The organism is Nostoc sp. NMS7 (assembly GCF_017115085.1).
Classification (GTDB): domain Bacteria; phylum Cyanobacteriota; class Cyanobacteriia; order Cyanobacteriales; family Nostocaceae; genus Nostoc.
Genome location: NZ_JABXKJ010000232.1, coordinates 1 through 20,358 on the forward strand (window position 1 = coordinate 1; position 20,358 = coordinate 20,358).

11 protein-coding genes are annotated in these 20,358 nt (G+C 44.9%); 3 read left to right on the top strand and 8 right to left on the bottom strand.

The annotated features are described in order from the left end of the window. Nucleotides 1–350: 350 nt before the first annotated feature. Both arr and HWQ38_RS30010 read left to right on the top strand, forming a co-directional pair. Complete coding sequence (arr, locus tag HWQ38_RS30005) at nt 351–767, top strand: NAD(+)--rifampin ADP-ribosyltransferase (RefSeq protein WP_292801154.1); 417 nt, start codon at nt 351–353, stop codon at nt 765–767. A gap of 476 nt (nt 768–1,243) precedes the next feature. Continuing rightward, nucleotides 1,244–2,263: an AIPR family protein gene (locus HWQ38_RS30010; protein ID WP_292801156.1), complete on the top strand. Its 1,020-nt coding sequence runs from the start codon at nt 1,244–1,246 to the stop codon at nt 2,261–2,263. Between the two features lie 239 nt (nt 2,264–2,502). Here the strand turns inward: HWQ38_RS30010 and HWQ38_RS30015 are convergent, their stop codons facing one another. After that, a complete protein-coding gene (locus HWQ38_RS30015) occupies nt 2,503–4,806 on the bottom strand; it encodes a M20/M25/M40 family metallo-hydrolase (RefSeq protein ID WP_292801158.1) in 2,304 nt (767 codons plus the stop codon). A gap of 96 nt (nt 4,807–4,902) precedes the next feature. Between HWQ38_RS30015 and HWQ38_RS30020 the strand changes: the two genes are divergently transcribed. Next, nucleotides 4,903–5,034, top strand: coding sequence for a hypothetical protein (locus tag HWQ38_RS30020; protein WP_292801160.1), 132 nt, complete (start codon nt 4,903–4,905; stop codon nt 5,032–5,034). A gap of 168 nt (nt 5,035–5,202) precedes the next feature. On the opposite strand, the gene HWQ38_RS30025 is transcribed toward HWQ38_RS30020, so the two are convergent. From HWQ38_RS30025 to HWQ38_RS30055, 7 genes are all read right to left on the bottom strand, one after another. After that, nucleotides 5,203–5,601: an ectoine synthase gene (locus HWQ38_RS30025; RefSeq protein WP_292801162.1), complete on the bottom strand. Its 399-nt coding sequence runs from the start codon at nt 5,599–5,601 to the stop codon at nt 5,203–5,205. 200 nt (nt 5,602–5,801) lie between these two features. Continuing rightward, a complete protein-coding gene (locus tag HWQ38_RS30030; RefSeq protein ID WP_292801164.1) occupies nt 5,802–6,002 on the bottom strand; it encodes a hypothetical protein in 201 nt (66 codons plus the stop codon). Nucleotides 6,003–6,453: 451 nt separating this feature from the next. Continuing rightward, complete coding sequence (locus HWQ38_RS30035) at nt 6,454–6,678, bottom strand: MbtH family protein (protein WP_292801166.1); 225 nt, start codon at nt 6,676–6,678, stop codon at nt 6,454–6,456. Between the two features lie 99 nt (nt 6,679–6,777). After that, nucleotides 6,778–7,596 carry a methyltransferase domain-containing protein gene (locus tag HWQ38_RS30040; protein ID WP_292801167.1) on the bottom strand — a complete coding sequence of 273 codons (819 nt, stop codon included), beginning with the start codon at nt 7,594–7,596 and terminating at the stop codon, nt 6,778–6,780. A 279-nt stretch (nt 7,597–7,875) separates the two neighbouring features. Then, nucleotides 7,876–9,171 (bottom strand): MFS transporter, encoded by a 1,296-nt coding sequence (locus HWQ38_RS30045; RefSeq protein ID WP_292801169.1) that lies wholly within the window; start codon nt 9,169–9,171, stop codon nt 7,876–7,878. A 126-nt stretch (nt 9,172–9,297) separates the two neighbouring features. Beyond that, the gene (locus tag HWQ38_RS30050; protein ID WP_292801171.1) at nt 9,298–13,554 is read right to left on the bottom strand and encodes a thioester reductase domain-containing protein; all 4,257 of its coding nucleotides are present in this window, start codon (nt 13,552–13,554) and stop codon (nt 9,298–9,300) included. Then, nucleotides 13,547–20,242 (bottom strand): non-ribosomal peptide synthetase, encoded by a 6,696-nt coding sequence (locus tag HWQ38_RS30055; protein ID WP_292801173.1) that lies wholly within the window; start codon nt 20,240–20,242, stop codon nt 13,547–13,549. The genes HWQ38_RS30050 and HWQ38_RS30055 overlap by 8 nt, the downstream gene beginning before the upstream one ends. Nucleotides 20,243–20,358: the final 116 nt, after the last annotated feature.

Genomic DNA, 20,358 nt, shown 5'->3' on the forward strand with positions numbered 1-20,358 from the left:
TGTGAGCAACCTACACAACGAGAAACCTTTGGTGTGCGACCGCTCTACTGTGAAAAATGCCGTCCTCCTCAACCTCCCAAGCAATCGAAAATAGTCCCTATAGGCAAGAGAAAACCCAGAGCTATGAACTACAAGAGTGGGAAGGATATAGCTGGGTGATTTTTTGTTTTGAGGTAAGGGGGATACCTTCTCTTTCAGAGACGCACTCGCGTTCGAGAGGCAATGCCTTTCCTGCGGAACGCACTCGCGTTCGGCACGTCTTTGACGAACACCAAGTTGGTAGGTTTTGCAGCAAAGGTTATAACTATCCCGTGATTTCAATGCAGTCGAACAGTAAAAGGAGCAAGCCGATGGCAGCTATCAACGATCTGAGTTCGCAGCAGTTCTACCACGGTACAAAGGCAGACCTGAAGCTAGGAGACCTAATCGAACGCGGTTATCACTCTAACTACGGTCAGGGGAAGAAGGCGACCTACGTTTATCTGGCTGCCACTTTGGATGCGGCAACCTGGGGGGCTGAACTAGCTCTCGGCGAGGGACGCGGCAGAATCTACATCGTGGAACCGATCGGGCCGATCGAGGATGACCCCAATGTGACGGACAAGAAATTCCCAGGTAATCCAACGAAGTCATACCGCTCGCGGGAGCCTCTGCGGGTCATGGGCGAGGTCATGAATTGGCAGGGGCACTCTCCAGAAGCGATCAAGACCATGAAAGATAACCTTGAGCGACTGAAGCAACTTGGTGTTGAGGCGATCGAGGAATAAGTATTTTTACCGAATAATTCGCAATTCGCAGTGACGCTCCTTCTCCTGACGGAGAGGCTATGCGAACGTCGCTAACGCAATTCGCAATTGCGGACGTAATTGATAATTGCTTCATCCTTGGTGTCAAAAGCCCTAATTTCAATTATGAAAAAAACAAAACACATAGTATCAATATTCAACGGAACGTATTCATGCGTGGGGAGTGAAAAAGCGAATTGCGTTAGCGGAGCGGGGCGTTAGCCCATTGGTAATTGCGAATTGGAAATGACTTGGCTATTTATTGGGGAAGTTGGGGTTCCCTCAGAGGATAAGGGGCGGAGGGAAAGGTTTTAAACCCCTTACCATGCACCTCTTTCCGTAGCCCTGACAGTGCATTTTTAGGTTGGCATACAACGGTACTTGGCATTACCGAGAAACGCGATATCAGATACTAGTTTTGGTTAACATAGAAATTTAACCTCCCTTGCAAATAAAGTATGCCCAAGACTTGGAACATCAAGATAGATAACTATTTTCAAGCCAACCCCAATTGCATCATCGCCACTGCTCATGTAGATTCGTTTCCGACAGACCTACCCCTAGAACCCAATATCAGGGAACCGAACCGCAAAAGCGCGACCTACAGACAAGTCTTCGACTCCCTGACGACTGAACCCGAAAAATTCTTCTCTCGTCACAGTGGAATCGTTCTGTCAGCTAATATTGCTAAACCTATCAAAAATAAAACTGAACTAGAACTGGAGATTTTAGAAGCTAACGAGGGGGGCAGTGATGGCATTATCAACGGTGGGCACACAGTATTAGGGTTTGAGCAAGCGAAAAATTACAACTACAATTTAAGTCAAGCCAGAGTAAAAGTTACCATCCACATCGGACTCTCGGAAGACGAGGCTAAGGATATAGCCCTGGCCTCCAACACGACAACGCCAGTAGATTCTCGCTCCAAAGTCAACGCTAGGGGTGATTACAAATTCATCAAGCAGTATTTAGCCCAGTTAGAACAGAAAGAAGATAGAAAATTCCGCATCGCTTATTACCAGAATCAAAGTGGCGCTCCCAGAAATGCCCAGTGCAATGTTACCCATTTGCTGAAGCTGCTTTACTGCCTCGACAGAAATAAATACAACCCCGACGGCAATAAACGAACCAAACACCCAGCAGGGATGAGTCTTCCAAGTAACATCACAGACGTAGAGAGGGAAAGATTAACCGCCTTACTGCCTCTGCTAACTCATGCTCTGTGGATAGAGCAAAGACTCTACGAAATAATCCAAGAACATATCAGCAACCCCAGAAGAAAGGGTGCTAACGATTTAGCATCAATTGATATACGTAAAACTACATTGTTGCCTGACAGCAAGTATTCTTTTGGGTTTGGTGCGCCAACTGACCTGGCATTACCAATAATTGCGTCCTATCGGGTATTTTTGGACAAGGACTATAAATGGATTCTGCCGTTTAACGAATTCGCTGAAGATTTCCTCCAACACTTGTGATATTTAAGGAATCCTTTTTAGTTTTTATTAGTAAATAAGATGCGTTTGCCCTGGTGAGCGATCGCCCTGCTAGAAGTGAACCACGAGTCCGTAAACGTCGCCCTAAAGCCTACCCCTTAATGATCAAACCTCGGCATGAATTACGCAAGCAATTGCAAACCGCTTAACCCATAAGTGTTTCGGCTTTTCTTAGTGCCATTCGGTTTTATAACCCATAACTTGGGTTAGTAGTTTTGACATCACAAAGTAAAAGATTTACTGACTAGAATCGAATCGCTAATTCCAGAATCAAATCCTGTAGGTATCATGTAATTTGGTCTTGCGGGGAAAGATTTTCCGCGTATTTCCGGAAGCCCATCTGATTGATCCACAGCTTTTAGCTTTAAGGGTTGGGATGGCTTTAGTGCCAAAGTTAACTCTATACCTTCTTTAGGAAGGGCAAAATAATTAAAGCCCCAATTCTTTGCAGAGGCAGTATGATCGCCTATATTATTGTCGATTTTCTTCCCATTCAGCGTCGCCGCGAGAACTTCTGTATTTGAATCTACGTATATACGCATAATACGTGCTTGCCGAGGCGAGGTAATACGCACACGTACAGTTCTAGTGCCATCACGCATGTCATCACTGAGTGGCTCGATCATGGGTGTAGTCAGTTGTACTACATGAGCCTGACTTTTGAGAAATTTCCTGGACACCGTAGGAAAATATTCAGCTAATTTAGTTTGTTCTGTATCCTGAGAAAGGAACTGGGATGTCCACTCATCTGTTTGTTTATCAGCACTCGCCCAGATTGCCTTCCCCGTGTCCGCATTCAATCCATAAAAGATACTGTTTGGTTTGGGATGATGGGCATCAAAACCGGCTGTGAAGCTACCGAGGAGAATAAAACTTAAACTTACTAGCATCGAAACGGTGGGCAACAACCATTTGTTTGGAATCGCCATGAGGCAAAGGTGGGGAATAAGTAACCCAAGTAGTAGAACCACCAGAACCATTACCACTCCAGAGAACTCTAGGGTGAGTGCGACAAATACCACATAAATTGTGGGAGCAAGCAGGATGATACCTGGAATGGTGCAAGCAGTTAGTACTACTAAGCCTTTCACCTTAGCAAAATCCCGATTGGAAGCGAATATAAACCCCAATCCTACAAGACTGAAGAGAAGTGGCCATGTAAATAGGTAACTAGCACCAGGCAAATATATGCTACTCAGTACCATTAATATTAGCCACCAAAGCAATGCGCCAACCGTTAAATTTTGTATACGTATCTTTTTGCGAAACCAAACGTAAAGACCTAAGGTAATGGCAATGGTAAGGGCTACAAAGCTGATCATGTAAAATTGGCTGTTATAAGTATCGCCCTGAGGAAACGCTCTATACTCAGTGTGCAAGCTCCCTATCATCCACCAGGTAAGTGTCACAATTAGCGAAGCACTGACAATATTTAACAGAAAAGCAAGAAAGCTTAAAACAATACCAGAAAACGTCAGCTGCTTTCTTCTAAAACCGAGTACCACCGCCCCAATAAATAATAAAACTACAAAAACTGTTAAAGGAGCGACCCAGACACTGGGGTAGTGAATAAGAGCTAAGCCTAAGATGTCAAAATAGACAGAATCGCTTTTTTTTATATCTTTTAAATCTAAGTTGCCAAAATGACGCGTCAAAGCTAAGATATAGTCGCCGTGGTGCTGGAGGCTGCGCTCATCAATATTTTCCAGATTGTCAGAAAAAGTGTGATAATGAATAACACCATTCAAATAAGCAAAATTAAATCCGGGAAATCCCGCCTGTTTGAACATCGTTAAATCGGTATCATTGGGCAAAAGCTTATAAATGCTATAAGTGAGTGAATTGGCAACTGGATGTGTGGCAGCTTGAGCAAACTCCTTTATCAGCCATCCATTTTCACTACTAGTTTCAAACATTACTGAAGCCCCGCTATTTCCACGGGCTTCAAAATTCAGCACAAGTCCAATATTTTTAGCCCAAGGGTGTTCATCTACAAAGGCTTTTGCCCCCAAAAGCCCAGGTTCTTCACCATCAGTGATAAGAAAAATAATATCATTTCTTAAGTGTGAACCTGCTCTTAAAGCTCTAATAGTTTCTAGCATTGCCACAACAGCAGCACCATCATCACTGGCACCAGGACTGTTTGGTACTGAATCATAGTGAGCAGCAACTAAGATAGCCTTAGTGTTATTTGTTCCTTGTAGTCTGGCAACAATATTATGTACGGTTCCCGCTACAAATGGAGTACCCCATCTAGGGTTAACAACTGTTGTTTTCTGAACTTCGGGGCTAAGTCCCTGAGCAGTAAGTTCTTTTAAGATGTAATCGCGCACAACTGTGTGTTCAGGTGAACCAATTGGGTGAGGTTTTTGGGCGATCACCTCAAGGTGTTTTATCGCACGACCAGAAGAAAACTCTATAAGAGGTGCGCTTATGGATGCTGCGGCAGGAGGGTTTAGTTGGTAAAGTCCCAAAAATGCAAAAAATAGAATTAACAAAAAGGTAACTATTTTTATCTTTTTCATAGTCAGCTACTTAGAAGTGTTCATGGAACCGATAAAGTAGAAACCGAAATTTTCAGCTATTATTTAGCTGACGAAATTAAGGGTAGTTACCGGGGGATGATGATTGCGATTCCCCCTGAAGAATGGCGTGTTTTTCCGAACATGACCTTCACAGAATTATCGCAAATTCTCAAACATTTGGCAGGTCTTGTTAAGCTGAGGGCTTTTCGTCGTCATCAGCGAGGTTAAAAAAACCTCATCAAAAGCAGACTGATCTCAATAATCGACCTCATGTCTCAACTTTTAAGATTCTAAACCAGAAAAAACAAGAAAATAACACACCTTGAAAGGGCTAGTCCTAAGGCCTTCTCACCTAGATACCTGGAATCCCTATTAAGCTATTTTTTAAACACGCTCTCAGGGTTTTTCATCTCCACCAAGCAAAGGAAAAGATCCTTCTTCGTCATTAACCTCGGTTCCTAAAAGTGCTGGTATGAAAATAGAGATAAGTCTTGTATGCACTTTTGCTACAAAGCGGAAGCGTTCCCCTTTGCGCGATACCCAAAGAGTACCAGGTCGAACCTGGTGGACTTGCCCTGTTTGAAGGTCTTCAAGGGTCGCATTACCTTGGAGGCAGTAACATACCTCCGTGTGATGTTTGTAGTGATATACTGCATCTGAGCCTTCGTGAATATTGACATCCGTCACCGTGATTCCAACACCATCTTCTTCAAGAAGAAAACGAATCGTTGACCAATCCTTTGTTTGAATGGCACGAGATGTGTTTTGAAGTTCGTGTTTGTGCTTGATAAGCATAAATTTATCTGCTATTTATCTGGTTGTGTTGCAAAAACTGCTTGAATAAAAATTCTAAAAGCTTCTAAAGCTTTAGTAAAAGTGTTCAAAGGTTTGTTATGTTAGCCCATCAAGGCATCAATTCCACAAATCTTGTGTAGCTGACTATATTGGGAAATGCCCCTCGCCAACTTGAAAGTACGTGTAATGTATAAAATTCCTTAAAGGTTCTGTAACCACTGCCATTCGGCTATTACTATTGTCATCACTTCTGAGAAGCACATCCGCGACTTACTGCGACGCTCTCCTTTTGTCGATGGTAGCTGTGGTACTTGTTGCCACAAGTCTTCCCACTGATTGCAGAAATCATCCACCTCACAGAATATTTGCGTGATATCCAGGCGCGATACAATAGTAGACATAGCCGAGACCATGATTTTTCTAAGATATTTTTTAGTCTTGGTGTTTTTTTATGCTTTTTTCACTCATCCTCCATAAATCTTAGTTATTTTTTCTATCCCATTCCTTCGATTCCTCTAGGAGCAAGTCTTCTGGCTTTCGTTCGCTGTCGAACTCACGTTACGTTAATTAGGCGGACACTATATGAGCCATCAAATTCACATTAAAACTGATGCCTCACTTTTTGATGTAATGGATAAGAACTGAACCTAAGATGTCAAAGTAGACAGCATCACCTGTTCATAATTTGTACCAATAAATAATGAATTTTGATACTCCCACGGCTCAACTACCTGAGAGTATTGGTTCAACAAGCTTACTTACTCTGATCATCTGCCTACCACAAACTGCAAGTTTTCCTGTGTGAGAGGTGTTTATGGAAGCTAAATCAAAAGTAGAAATTTTGCAAAATTTCTAGCTTTTGGAAGTAGCCACCTTCATCTTATGCCTTAGACTGAGTGGTCTCATATCTATCCATACTTCTTTGATATAAGCCAAGCATTCTGCCTTAGTTCCACTCTTCCCTGCATCCCTCCAACCGACAGCATTGTCTCGGGAGATAGACCATATTGAGTATTGCTCTTCGTGATTTACAACTACCTTGTAAATTGTGTTGTCTTGTTTTTCATCGGTACTCATTTTGCTTTCCTTTACTTGGACAGTTAATAACTTTGACAGTTGATTGGCATCTGTTAAATGCTGATGCCAATTACCTACGTAGTTTTCGGGGATATTTAGTTATGGCTTCTCACCGCAAGACATTAGTATAACCCACAAGAAAAAAGGATCTTCAGAAGACATAAATCTCTCGACAGCAGTACGGAAACTTTGCATTTCTGCTTCTGATATGACGCCCTCCTTCACTAAAGGCAAGGCACGGTCTGGATCAAACTGTGGATAGCACCACTCTATGCCTTTTTTACCACTATGAAATACAACTGCTTCCAGATCAAACTTCTGAAAACCCGAAGCTTTGAGTACACGCCATAACTTTCGCCCCATCAGCGGGTCGCCGCCACGCGCTTTATGTGCATACATAGCTTTTTCCCGAATAAGCTCACCCTCTGGGACATCTGGGTCACTGATGGGAGGAATTCCATAGTCAAATTCAGTAATTGCCAGCTTACCGCCTGGTTTAAGAACCCGGAAAATTTCTTTTACTGCGCCAATTGGATCTGGAAGGTGTCGAATAAGCAGACGTGCCACCACAAAGTCAAAAGTGTTGTCGGGAAAGTCCATATCCATAACAGACCCTTCAACAATACGATATTGGCTAGATGCTTTGTCTTTCAAATACTGCTCGCTATATTTGATTAAGTCGGGATCAATTTCGACACTGATTATTGAACCATTTGGCACCAAACTAGAAAGCAATTCCGTAACAAACCCTGGACCGCTTCCTACTTCGAGAATAGACATTCCATCCTGTAAACCAAACTCCTTCAAATTGCGTGCTTCTTTCTCCCAGTTCTGATTAGCTAGGTTATGTAAGCGATGTAGCTCACTTTTCACGTCAATATGTTCTAAGCTTACTTCATACGATTTTGATGTAGTCATCATTTGCCTCCTTTACTATTTGCTTTCACGAGTTTGTATGGTGTATATCTGACTTTTGTAGAGGTGGGTTGCTCTACAAATTGAAAATAAAAGTTAGAGTTTTCCGAATTTTTTCCAGATAGATTTGCAATACTGACATGCTCCTTTGGTAATAAGCTGACGTGCATCTAAATTTGATAATTTAGCGCCTGAACCCGTTTACTGCCTTAGATTGCCCTGTAAAACTAGATGAGGAACAGCTTAACTAGACATTGAGAACAGTCTCAAGCTTTTCGTACTCTACTCTCCATTGATTGAGAAAGGGACTACCTGCTCGGGGCACTGAGTGTTCGCGGGAGTAAAAAAACCAATCATCGCCACAAAAACGCTGATGACGCCGATTAGAACCAGCACAAGCGGTACGCCTATCTTTTCTGCAAACGCTGTGGTCAGAGCAGTACCTACTGGTCCCAAAATTGTAAGTAGCGTCCAAAAAGCAGCAGAAACACGACCCAGAAGTTGATCGGGTGTAACTTGCTGGCGCAGTGTTATCGAACTGACATTCCTGAGTGTGAGGCCAAAGGTAAAGAAAGTAGCTAGAGTCGCTATCATCACTACAGTGGGCGCAAATCCAATAGAGGCGATCGTAATTCCCTGGATAGTCAAACTACCTAAAAAGCACAAACCAAATCCCCATCTACGGCGTAAGGTGGGTGCAGTTAAACCTCCCAAGAGGGCACCAAAGCTCCCTACCCCAAAGACAACACCAATGGCATCATTGTTTTGATACAAATCGTATTTTAAGCGGAAGATACAAAGGTCTATCGTTGCCTCTGAGAAAAAGATGAATGTGGCAAGGATCAATGTGACAGACTTCAGCACTGGGTGGTTCAACAAAAAGCGTATACCTGCGAGAAATTCTTGAAGATGTGCATACTTTGTACTGATATCTGTTACGGGATTAATCATAATTGCTTTACGTATCCTGACACAAAACATCAGCAGTGCAGAGAGTATGTATGAAAGGCTAGCTATTCCCATAGCAGAAGAAGGGTCGAACCGCTTGGAGAGCAAGCCTGCGAGCATAGGACCTGCAACATATGCCAATGCAACAGTTGATTGTAGGCGACCATTAGCATCAGTAGTCAGATCGACATCAACAATATTGGGTATGGCAGCATTATAAGTGATGAGGAAAGTAGTAGTCAGATAGGCAGTGATTCCAGCAACTACATAGATTAGACCAATGTTTGCTCCCAAAAACCACCAACTAAGCGGAATGAGGGCATAGAATATAGCCCGACCAATGTCACAGAAAATCATTAGCCAGCGCCGATCCATATGATCGACGATCGCCCCGGAAACTATGCCAGATATTAGATTGCCAACACCGATAGTTCCAGTGACAAGACCCATCTGAGCAATTGAACCAGTTGCCTCCAGCACCAATAGGGGCATGACAATCATGGCGAACGAGTCACCAAAAGCATCAAACGTTTGACCAGCCCAGAAAATATTGAAGTTGCGATCGCGCCAAAGGCGGGCACCAGGTGTGAGGGCATTTTCTTTAGTAGATGTTTCTTTCTTTCTAGCCACAACTGCCTCTTTGATAGTGCTGAAGCTACGCTTTATTGACTGTCCTGACTATATAAGCAGGACGAACATATAGCCCGAAGACGTTCTTCTAATCCTTACCAAGCTTGTAGCAGTGGGGAGGGCAGATCAACGTGAAGTAGTTACTGGCTGTGGGGAATTCAGGAAACCGCTACGAATGAAGTATGAGAAGTAAATACTCAGCAGTTCAGTATCTACTGGTGGACAGATGATGGAAGTGTTTGCAAGTCTAATGAGCGTGTTTTGGCAGTCGTACTTTCTTAGTCTTGTTGGTTGATTCTGCTCTTCGGAAAAAAGAGCCAACAAAGGATACAAAGCATTTTCTTGAGAATGCCTTGCCACATTGATCAGTTCTGCTCGCCACTTGTCATACGCAACCGACTGAAGTGGGTAGCCAAAAGAGTTAATCCAGTTGATAATATTGCTCCAGTGGATGGGATGAGGATTAACTAAGTGAAAAACTTTCCCTAGTGATTCTTTTTGTCTAGATAGGTAGATAAGCGCTTTACTCACATAGTCCACAGGAGTCATATCCACTAATGTATCATTGTTTGATGCAATACCCAGTTGGATACATCCTTTTGCCATTCTGAACAACATATCATTGGTATGACAGATACCTGTTTTGCTATCTCCTACTATATTTCCTGGTCTGTAGATACAGACTGGAACCCCTCTGGATTGTGCAATTTTTACTAACTTTTCAGCAACCCATTTGCCCTGACCATAACCTGTATAGTAACCTTCACTATGCTCAAGGTTGTCCTCTTCTTCAAGTAGCTTAACATCAGAATAGGCATCTAAGTCAAAAACAGCGATGGAAGAAATATAATGCACGGGCTTCACTTTGAACTGACAAGCCAATCTAAGGATTTCCTGGGTTCCAAGAACATTGGTTGCCTTAAGCGCATGGTATGGGTAAATAAAATTAACTAACGCTCCATTATGATAGATAACATCAATTTTGGTTGACATTTGGTAAAACTGCTCATTTGATAGACCCAAAAGTGACTTAGACAGATCTCCTAAGATTGGGATAATTCTAGATTTAAAAAATTCATTCCATAGAGAATATGTTTCCAGGTTTTTTTGGATGCGGTTTTTGCCTTCCTCAGCATCGTGGGCACGTACTAAACAATAAATGTTTGCCGGAGTTTGCTCAAGGAGTTCATGGAGTAAAAAGGCTCCTAGAAAGCCTGTCACTCCAGTCAAGAAGATATTAGCTGGTTCTGCTATATACTCCACAGGTAAAGCCTCAGGGTTGATTGCGGGATCTAGAACTGCTTCAGCTTGCAAATCTGTGTCAGTCGTTGCCCTATTTTCACTGAATGAGCCTTCCCGACGAGCAATGTCAATCACTTGGGCAAAATCGGCTACAGTAGGTGTCTCCAGCAAGCTCCGTAGGGAAAGTTCTACCTGGAAGGTTTCGCGCAGTTGCAATACAAGCTGGGTAGCCAACATGGAATGTCCTCCCAACTCAAAGAAGTTGTCATGGATGCCGACTTGTTCTATACCAAGCAAATTTTGCCAAATATTGGCAATAGTCCGCTCAAGCTCATTGGTCGGAGCAACATAGACATTCGGCAAATACGGTCTCGGGTGAAGTGAGGATGAATTTACTTTCTCTGCATTTTCTGTATCTTTTAAAGATTTCAGTTGAGTCTGTTGGTTAATGCTAGCCTGGTATATCTGCTGTTGTGGTTCAATCCAGTAACGCTGTCGCTCAAAGGGGTAGGTTGGTAAGGGGAGACGATGGCGTCGTTCATGGGCGTAAAACCCTGACCAATCCACTTTTACTCCTACAAGCCATATCTGGCCTAATGTGTTCAGCAAAAATGCAACATCCGAGAACTGGTCGTGCGGATGACGTAACGAAGATAGTATAATATGACCAGCAGTCTTATTGGGATGGCATCTTGCTAATGTGCTCAATGTCCGCCCAGGTCCAACCTCCAACAGTATACGCTCTGGTTCTGTCAACAGCTCGTGCATACCGTCTGCCAAACGAACCGTTTGGCGCAGATGCTTGGCCCAATAACTTGGATTCGTCGCCTCCGTCGCTTTTATCCAAGTACCAGTGACGTTAGATATATAGGGAATTGTCGGGGGCTTTAAGTGTACTTTTTCTACCAGATCAGTAAATGGAACTAACATCGAGTCCATCATAACTGAATGAAAGGCATGGGAAGTATGGAGAAGGCGGCACTCTATGCCTCGTTCAAGTAGCTGCATCTGCAATGCATCTACAGCCTCTGTCGGACCTGATACAACACAAAGAGATAGCCCGTTGTTCGCAGCTAAAGAGAGTTGCTGGCCCAAAAGAGGGTATACCTCCTTTTCCGGAAGTGACACGGCGAGCATGGCACCACCGGGCAGGTTCTGCATCAGTTGTCCGCGAGCGGTAACCAACTTCAAGGCATCTTCTAGAGAGAAAACTCCAGCAAGACTTGCTGCGACATATTCACCAATACTGTGGCCGATCATTGCTTGGGGATGCACGCCCCACGACATCCACAACTTGGCTAGGGCATACTCAATCACAAATAGCGCTGGCTGTGTAATGAAAGTCTGCTGTAGTTGCTGCGTAGCCTCTTCAGCTTGCTCGTTCCTTGGGTACAGCACTTGGCGCAGATCAAGCCCTAGCTTTGGTTTGAGAAATTCTGAGCAAAGGTCAACCTGCTCACGAAATATCGGTTCCTCCTGATAAAGTTCTAACGCCATATTCACATACTGCGCTCCCTGCCCTGTAAACATAAATACGACCGACCGTTCACTAGGCTCTTGGGTGGCGGTAAAAACCCGTTTGGGGTTCAGCATTTCCAGCGAGAGCGCAGCATCATCAAGGTCGCGGCACACCAGCATCCGACGATGACTGAAAGCTTTTTTACCAATATGGTAGGTATGCGTGACATCGGCGAGGTTAACATCTGGATGTTGCTTCAAGTAATCAACGAGATTGTCAGTCGCAGTTTCAAGTGCAGAATTAGTCTTGGCAGATAACACCAGCAATTGCCAGGGTCTGGAAATTCCAGAAGCCTGAACAAGCGGGGCTTCCTCAAGAATGATGTGTGCATTGGTTCCACCGATGCCAAAGGAACTGACCCCAGCCCGGCGTGGAGTTCTGTCTGTTTTCCATTCAGTAAGCTCAGTGTTGACGTAAAAAGGACTATTTGCGAAATCAATCTTGGGATTGGGTTGTTCAAAGTGCAAGCTAGGTGGTATAAGCTTGTTTTTCAGCGCCAGGACGGTCTTGATTAAGCCCGTCACACCAGATGCCGTATTCAGATGTCCGACATTTGTTTTGACTGAGCCGATGGCACAGAAGCCTTTTTTCTGAGTACTGGTGCGAAAAACTTGTGTCAGTGCAGCGACTTCAATCGGATCGCCCACAGGTGTGGCGGTTCCGTGAGCTTCGATATAGGTGATAGTTTCGGGTTCAACCCTGGCTATTGCCATAGCCTCTGCAATCACTTCTGCCTGACCATCCACACTGGGTGCGGTGTAGCCAACTTTCAAAGAACCGTCATTATTGATAGCTGAACCTTTGATAACTGCATGAATGTGGTCTCCATTTGCGAGAGCATCTGCTAGCCGTTTTAAAACGACAATTCCTACACCAGAACCGAAAATAGTTCCCTGTGCCTTGGCATCAAAGGCTCTACAGCGTCCATCAGGAGAAAAAATCCCCCCCTCTTGATACAAATAACCTACTTTTTGTGGGACGCTGATTGAAACTCCACCAGCTAAAGCCATATCACATTCATGATTTAATAAGCTTTGGCAACTTAGGTGAACAGCAACCAACGAAGTCGAGCAGGAAGTTTGAACAGCCACACTCGGTCCCTTCAGGTTTAATTTGTAAGAGACGCGTGTGGTCAGATAATCTTTTTCATTTCCATGCAGAATGGCTAAATCGCCTACAGCTCCTACGAGTCCAAGGTTTGAAAAAATGTTGAACAAGTAGGTGCTTATAGAGACACCAGCATAAACACCTATTTGACCTTGGTAAGATTCAGAGTTGTAGCCAGCATTTTCAACAGCTTCGCAGGCACATTCTAAAAAGAGGCGGTGTTGTGGATCCATTATTTCAGCTTCTCTGGGATTAAAGCCGAAGAATGAAGCGTCAAACATATCTATACCTTCCATTACAGGTGTGGCTTTAACATAATTGGGGCTATTCAGCACAGCAGCATCTACACCTGAAGACTCCAGTTCCTGGTTAGATAAAAATGAAATTGATTCCACACCGTCGCGCAGGTTATGCCAAAACTCATCAATACTTCTGGCTTTTGGAAATCGACCGCTCATGCCGATAATAGCTATTTCTGTCCCATTAAAACGATCAAGCGTATCTGAGTTAATCATCTTGAACACCTCTGTGATTTTTTGTTGCTCTATATTCTTGTCTGAATTGCTTTTGAAGATTTATTGATTTTTTACGCGTCTCCGCTCGGTCATGGATATGTTGGAAAGAAGGTGGCTCAATTTGTTTCTGGTTTAAATATTTAGCCAAGGCATTTATGGTTGGACACTTATACACGTCAACCATTGGTATATCCATGTTAAAAACCTCTCGCAGTTTGCTAAGTACTTGGACTATGAGTAATGAATTACCACCTAAATCAAAGAAATTATCATGCACACCCACTGTCTCTAAACGAAGCACCTCTTGCCAAATATTAGCGATGATTTGCTCCACCTTATTCTGGGGTGGCACATAAGCTACTTCTAACTCCAAGCGAAGACCATCTGGCTCAGGTAACGCCCGACGGTCAATCTTACCGTTGGGTGTCACTGGCAAAGCATCCAGTAGTACAAAGGCTGAAGGCACCATGTAATCAGGCAGTTTCTGTTTCAGAAGATTACGCAGGTCACTGATTGTAAGTACCAGTTTTTGATGTGAAACAACATAGGCTACCAGACGCTTGTCCCCTGGTTTATCCTCCCTATCTATCACCACAACCTCGCGCACTGCGGGATGTAAGCTCAGCATCGCCTCGATCTCCCCAAGCTCGATGCGGAAGCCTCGAATCTTCACCTGGTCGTCGATACGACCGAGGAACTCAAGGTTTCCATCCAGCAAATAACGACCCAAATCGCCAGTCTTATAAAGCTGATCGGTAGTTATTTGCGTAAACTGATTAGTAATGAATCGGCTTTTGGTGAGTACATCATCGCTCATGTATCCCCTAGATAAGTAGGGGGTACGAACATAGATTTCACCCACCTCGCTCACACCCGCTAACTGCTGTGAGGCATTGAGAACAAGTAACTGAACATCCTGAATTCCTCGACCCAAGGGTAAAATCTCTTTTAAACTCGCCGGATCATTATCCGAATCAACATCTCCCTGATTGGGGACGATCAAATACCCCATTGCCTGAGGAGTTTCAGTGGTTCCGTAAAAATTAACGCAGGTAACTGAGGGGGCTAACTTTCGGATATTGGAAATATGGCGCTTTGTTAAGACATCTCCACCAAAGAAGACATAACGAAGGTATGGAAAAGTAGCATTGTCGTTGCTAGCGGTAGTGTAATCCGGTGTTGTTTCCGTCAGCAGTTGTCCTATCGCTGGGGTCAGATGAGCGATGCTAATCTGCTGTTGCTTCGTCCATTTCGCTAAGTAGCTAGGGTTTACTATTTCCTCTGGATCTGGAATGCATAGGGTAGCCCCCAAACACAGTGGCGCAAAGATATCCCGTAGTAAGGGGTCGTGCGAAACCCCGGAGAGCATGCTAAAGCGATCTGACTCGTGGAGTCCAAACGTCTGCCTCTGCCAGTGTAAGAAATGAGACAGAGGTCTGTGTGTTCCTAAAATTCCCTTTGGCATTCCAGTTGAGCCTGAGGTAAATGCGACATATGCCAAGTCATCTGGGTCAACGGACACGCCTGGATCGTCCATTGAATAGCCAATTAATAAATCGCGTACTGCACTAATGCCACTTTGGGGAAGCTGCAAGCGATAGCAGCATGATTTCGCCACAAACTCTTCCAGAGTGTCTGGGACCTTTTCCGCTGTTTCCAACTGTAGCCACATCCGGGGCTTTGTCACGTGAAGGCAATTTATCAGGCGGGAAGCTGGATAAGTTGAATCTAAAATCACGAAGGCGGCACCAGCTTTGAGGACTCCAAGCAAAGCCCAAACCAAAGAGGCACTGCGGTGACCGTAAATAGCAACAATCTCTTGAGACTGGATACCGCTTGCAAGCAAATAATTAGCAAGTTGGTTGCTAAGAGCATTGAGTTCTCTGTAGCTCCAGCCTTCTTGTTCGTTTACAAGTGCCAAACTTTCTGGAACTCGGTTTGCCTGTAGGCATAACTGATTGTATACGGTTCCTTCCCATTCACAACGGAGGGGTTGAACTGGATTTGGTAAGAGAACAGCAGCCGTGGGAGTTACTAGAGAAAAATTAGCAATTCTTTCCTCTGAGTTTTCCACAATTTGCGACAGCAGATATTGCAGCTGTTCCAGCATCTCAACCATCCGAGCAGGTTCAAATAGCTCGGTATTATAGACCAATTCTAACTGGATTCCTTCATTTTGTTCTTTTGCATACAGAGTTATATCGAACTTCGACCCAACTTCAACTTCAGCAGGCGAGAGGATCTCTACTGTCAGACCGGGGAGTACGATCGGCTCGGATGCAAAGTTGAGCATATTAAAAAATACCTGAAACAGGGGGTTGCGACTTAGATCGCGTTCCGGTTGCAGTTCATCCACCAGCTTCTCGAAAGGCATGCTCTGGTGAGCATAAGCACCTAAAGCCACCTCACGCACCCGTCTCAGTAGCTCCCGAAAAGTTGGGTTCCCTGAAAGGTCAGTACGGAGTACCAGAGTGTTAACAAAAAAGCCAATCAGTGATTCAATTTCCGCATTGTTTCGACCTGCGATCGGAGAACCTACAATGATATCTTCCTGCTTGATACAGCGGTAGAGCAATGTTTTGAACGCTGCTAACAGCGTCATAAACAAGGTCACTCCTTCCCGTTGACTCAGTGTCTTGAGCGCCTGGGACAGAGACTTGGAAAGCACCAGCGATCGCTTTGCCCCCCGGAAGTGCTGAACTGTTGCTCGCGGTTTGTCCGTGGGCAACTCTAGGACGGGGAGAGTACCACCAAGCTGCCGATTCCAATAGGAAAGGTGGGCTTGGAGTACGTCATCTTGCAGCCACTGTTGCTCCCAATGAGCAAAGTCCGCATACTGAATAGGTAAGTCGGCAAGTGGTGAGGGATTTCCTATGGAAAAAGCTGTGTAAAGCGCTGCCAGTTCCCGGACAAATACATTGATAGACCAACCGTCTAAGATAATATGATGCATCACGAGCAGCAGCACAGACTCTGCTTCACCCAGCCGGAGCAAGGTGGTTCGTAACAGAGAACCTCGTTCTAAATCGAAGGGTCGCTGCTCCTCTTCGGTTGCTAGTCGGATAACCTCTCCTTCCCGCTCGGTTTCTGCAACCTCTCGCAGCTCAATTATCGGCAGCGTTAGGGTCAAGGTTGGGGCGATGACCTGAACTGGGCGTCCATCCACAACTACAAAAGTGGTTCTGAGAGCTTCGTGGCGACGCACGATTTCGTTAAAGCTATGTTCCAACGCCGCTATATTGATCTGTCCCTTGAGGCGAACGGCAGCAGACATATTATAGGCAGAGTTACCAGGCTGCAACTGTTCTAGCAACCACAGCCTAGTTTGGGCAAAAGATAGGGGAAGGTGTCCATCCCGCAAGACTGGCAATATGGGCAAATCTTGAATGCCTTGTTTTAATCGACCTAGCTTCTCAAGACTTTCTGCCAAGCTAGCAACCGTAGGTGCTTCAAACAGGCTACGTAAGGGCAGTTCCACCTGGAAAGATTGGCGCAGTCGGGATATGACTTGAGTTGCTAGCAGAGAATGCCCCCCCAACTCAAAGAAATTATCATGGATACCAACTTGCTCAATTTTCAGAACCTCAGACCAGATACCTGCCAGCGCCTCCTCAACTATTGTCCGAGGAGCTACATACTCCGCTTCTACATCTGGACGGAAATCTTCTGGAGTGGGTAGCGCACGGCGATCAACTTTTCCGCTGGGGGTCAGCGGCATGGTATCCAAGAAAACGAAGGCGGAGGATACCATATAGTCTGGCAACTTCTCCATTAGGAAGTTGCGTAGCTCATTAACGGTAGGAGCTGATTCTTGCTTAACAACTAGATAAGCCACCAGACGCTTGTCACCTGCTATGTCTTCTCGAACCGTGACTACGGTTGCCTGCACGGCTGGGTGTTGGCTCAGTACAGTCTCGATTTCTCCTAACTCAATACGGAAGCCGCGAATTTTTACCTGATAATCGATGCGACCCAAGAACTCAATAGTGCCATCGGGTTTGTAGCGTGCTAGGTCGCCAGTTTTATAGAGGCGCGTTCCTACCTTGTTACTGTTCGCTGAAGGGTAGGGGTTGGGAATGAACTTCTCAGCAGTTAGATCGGGACGGTTGTGGTAGCCACGGGCAAGACCAACACCAGCAATGTGCAACTCACCAGAAACTCCAATCGCTACAGGTTGAATATCTGAATCCAGAATATAGATTTGAGTGTTGGAGATCGGGTGACCTATGGGGACGGTACCGCGATCGCTGTCTTGCTGGCATTCCCAGAAGGTGACATCAATCGCAGCTTCCGTTGGTCCATAGAGGTTGTGCAGTTTAACACCTCTCAAACGGTTAAAAAAGCGTTCTTCGAGATCCAATGGCAGTGCCTCCCCACTGCACATGACCTGTCTCAGACAACTGCAAGTCTCAAGGCTCTGTTCCTCCAGAAAAATATGGAGCATGGAGGGAACAAAATGGAGTGTGGTAATCTTCTGCTTGGCGATGAGCTTTACTAGGTAGGCACTGTCCCGATGACCTCCTGGTTGCGCTAAAATCAAGCAAGCTCCGGTCAATAAAGTCCAGAAAAACTCCCAAACTGACACATCAAAGCTAAAGGGGGTCTTCTGTAAAACGCGATCTGCTGCTGTTAATTGGTAGGCATCTTGCATCCAAAGCAAGCGATTGCAAATCCCACGGTGAGTATTGATTGGACCCTTTGGCAGTCCTGTCGAGCCAGAGGTGTAGATGACATAGGCAGAATTGTCAGATGTCACACCACTGTTCGGGCTATCCGTACTCTCTAGTGCGATAGTCGTCCAGTTAGAATCTAGATAAACCACCCTTGCTTGCTGATGGGGAAGACGTTCAGTTAGATGTTTTTGAGTCAACAGCACTGACACCTGAGCATCTTCTAGCATAAATGCCAGACGCTCTTGCGGATAATCCGGGTCTAGAGGTACGTAAGCCCCTCCTGCTTTGAGTATACCTATTAGTCCTACTACCATTTCTAGGGAACGTTCTACACAGATACCCACCTGTACCTCCGGAGCCACACCCAACTTTTGCAGATAATATGCCAGTTGATTCGCTCGTCGATTCAGTTCCTGGTAGCTAAGTTGTTCCTCTGCAAAAACCACTGCCACGGCGTTGGGGGTTCGCTCAACTTGCGCCTCAAACAATTGATGAATGCATGCCTCATTAGGATACTCTGCTTGGGTATCATTCCATTGAATCAGCAGTTGATGCTGTTCTGCTGGTGTCAAAAGCGGTAAGTCAGACAAATCTTGCTCTGGGTTAGTAACAATACCTTCTAGCAAAGTTTGAAAATGCCCTGCCATCCTCTCAATAGTACTGGCATCAAACAAGTCTCTGTTGTACTCTAACCAACCTTTGATTCCACTCAGTGTTTCTTCTAAATCGAGTGTCAAATCAAACTTCGCCGTGCCATTGTCAATTTCTAATGGAATTAATTGCAAACCGGAAAATTCCAATGCTGACATAGGAGTGTTTTGCAGAGCAAACATCACCTGAAACAGGGGTGTGTGGCTCATATCCCGTTCTGGTCGCAAAGTTTCCACCAGTTTCTCAAAAGGCAATTCCTGATGATTATAAGCCTCCAGAACTACATCCCGCACCGATGAAAGTAGTTCTTGAAAGCTGGGATTGCCTCCCAGGTTGGTTCGCAGCACCACAGTATTGATGAAAAACCCGATTAAATCCTCAGTTTCTGCCTGGTTGCGATTAGCAACGGGAGAACCAACAATCATATCTGCTTGCCCTGTGTAACGGTAAAGCAATATTTTGAAAGCGGTTAGCAGGGTGATAAACGGGGTAACTCCTGCTTGCTGACTCAAGTCTAAAATTGCCTTCGATAGGGACTTAGGCAACTGCAATTTTTGCCTGGCTCCACAAAAGGTTTGCACAGCCGGTCGCGGTCGATCGGTGGGTAATTGTAAGACAGGTAAGCTACCAGCAAGTTGCTGCTTCCAGTAGTTGAGTTGAGTGTCTAGCAAATCGCCTTGCAGTCTTTGCTGTTGCCAAACAGCGTAGTCTGCATACTGAATAGAAAGTGGAGACAGAGGTACAGGTTGATGATTCGAGAAAGCATCGTAAAACGTCGCTAACTCCTGCACCAACACACCAAGAGACCAGCCATCAGAGATAATATGATGCATTGTCAACAGCACGATATGCTCTTCATCTGACAAGCGTAGAACTTTAGCACGTAACAGTGGGAATTGCGATAAATCAAAGGGCTGTTTGGCTTCCTGGTCAGCTAATCGCAAATATTGAGTTTGGCGATCGCTTTCAGAAAACTCTTCTAGGTCGATCACTGGTACTGTCAGAGTTTGGGCAGAGTGAATCACCTGCACTGGCTGCTGATTTACCGTAGTAAATGTGGTTCGCAAAGCTTCATGACGCCGCACAATTTCATTTAGGCTTTGTGCTAGTGCTGTGACATTGAGGTGTCCGGCAACGGATAGTGCCACCGGGATGTTGTAGGCATAGCTTCCCGGTTGCAACTGGTCGAGGAACCACAGTCTAGCCTGTGGAAAAGAAACAGGTGTAGTATCAGAGATTTCCCTGGGAGAAATCTTTGATACCTGTTCTAGTTCAATACCTTCTTCAGCTAGTAAGTACGCAAGAAGTTCACGCTGTTGTGCGGAAAGTCCTGTTTGCTTTGTCGATTGATTAAGCTCTGCCATGTTCCTTGAGTGGTTGTGATTTTATCTTGAACTATATATACCCTGACCTTCAATCATGCTGAAGCCATTCTTGACAGGTTAAGAAAAAATTAATTTTGTCAATAGTAGTTAAGCTG

What these genes read in the sequence shown, in the direction of transcription:
- HWQ38_RS30015 (WP_292801158.1), bottom strand. Translation starts at nt 4,806, where the DNA reads ATGAAAAAGATAAAAATAGTTACCTTTTTGTTAATTCTATTTTTTGCA.
- HWQ38_RS30035 (WP_292801166.1), bottom strand. Translation starts at nt 6,678, where the DNA reads ATGAGTACCGATGAAAAACAAGACAACACAATTTACAAGGTAGTTGTA.
- HWQ38_RS30025 (WP_292801162.1), bottom strand. Translation starts at nt 5,601, where the DNA reads ATGCTTATCAAGCACAAACACGAACTTCAAAACACATCTCGTGCCATT.
- HWQ38_RS30020 (WP_292801160.1), top strand. Translation starts at nt 4,903, where the DNA reads ATGATGATTGCGATTCCCCCTGAAGAATGGCGTGTTTTTCCGAACATG.
- HWQ38_RS30010 (WP_292801156.1), top strand. Translation starts at nt 1,244, where the DNA reads ATGCCCAAGACTTGGAACATCAAGATAGATAACTATTTTCAAGCCAAC.
- HWQ38_RS30040 (WP_292801167.1), bottom strand. Translation starts at nt 7,596, where the DNA reads ATGACTACATCAAAATCGTATGAAGTAAGCTTAGAACATATTGACGTG.
- HWQ38_RS30030 (WP_292801164.1), bottom strand. Translation starts at nt 6,002, where the DNA reads ATGTCTACTATTGTATCGCGCCTGGATATCACGCAAATATTCTGTGAG.
- HWQ38_RS30055 (WP_292801173.1), bottom strand. Translation starts at nt 20,242, where the DNA reads ATGGCAGAGCTTAATCAATCGACAAAGCAAACAGGACTTTCCGCACAA.
- arr (WP_292801154.1), top strand. Translation starts at nt 351, where the DNA reads ATGGCAGCTATCAACGATCTGAGTTCGCAGCAGTTCTACCACGGTACA.
- HWQ38_RS30050 (WP_292801171.1), bottom strand. Translation starts at nt 13,554, where the DNA reads ATGATTAACTCAGATACGCTTGATCGTTTTAATGGGACAGAAATAGCT.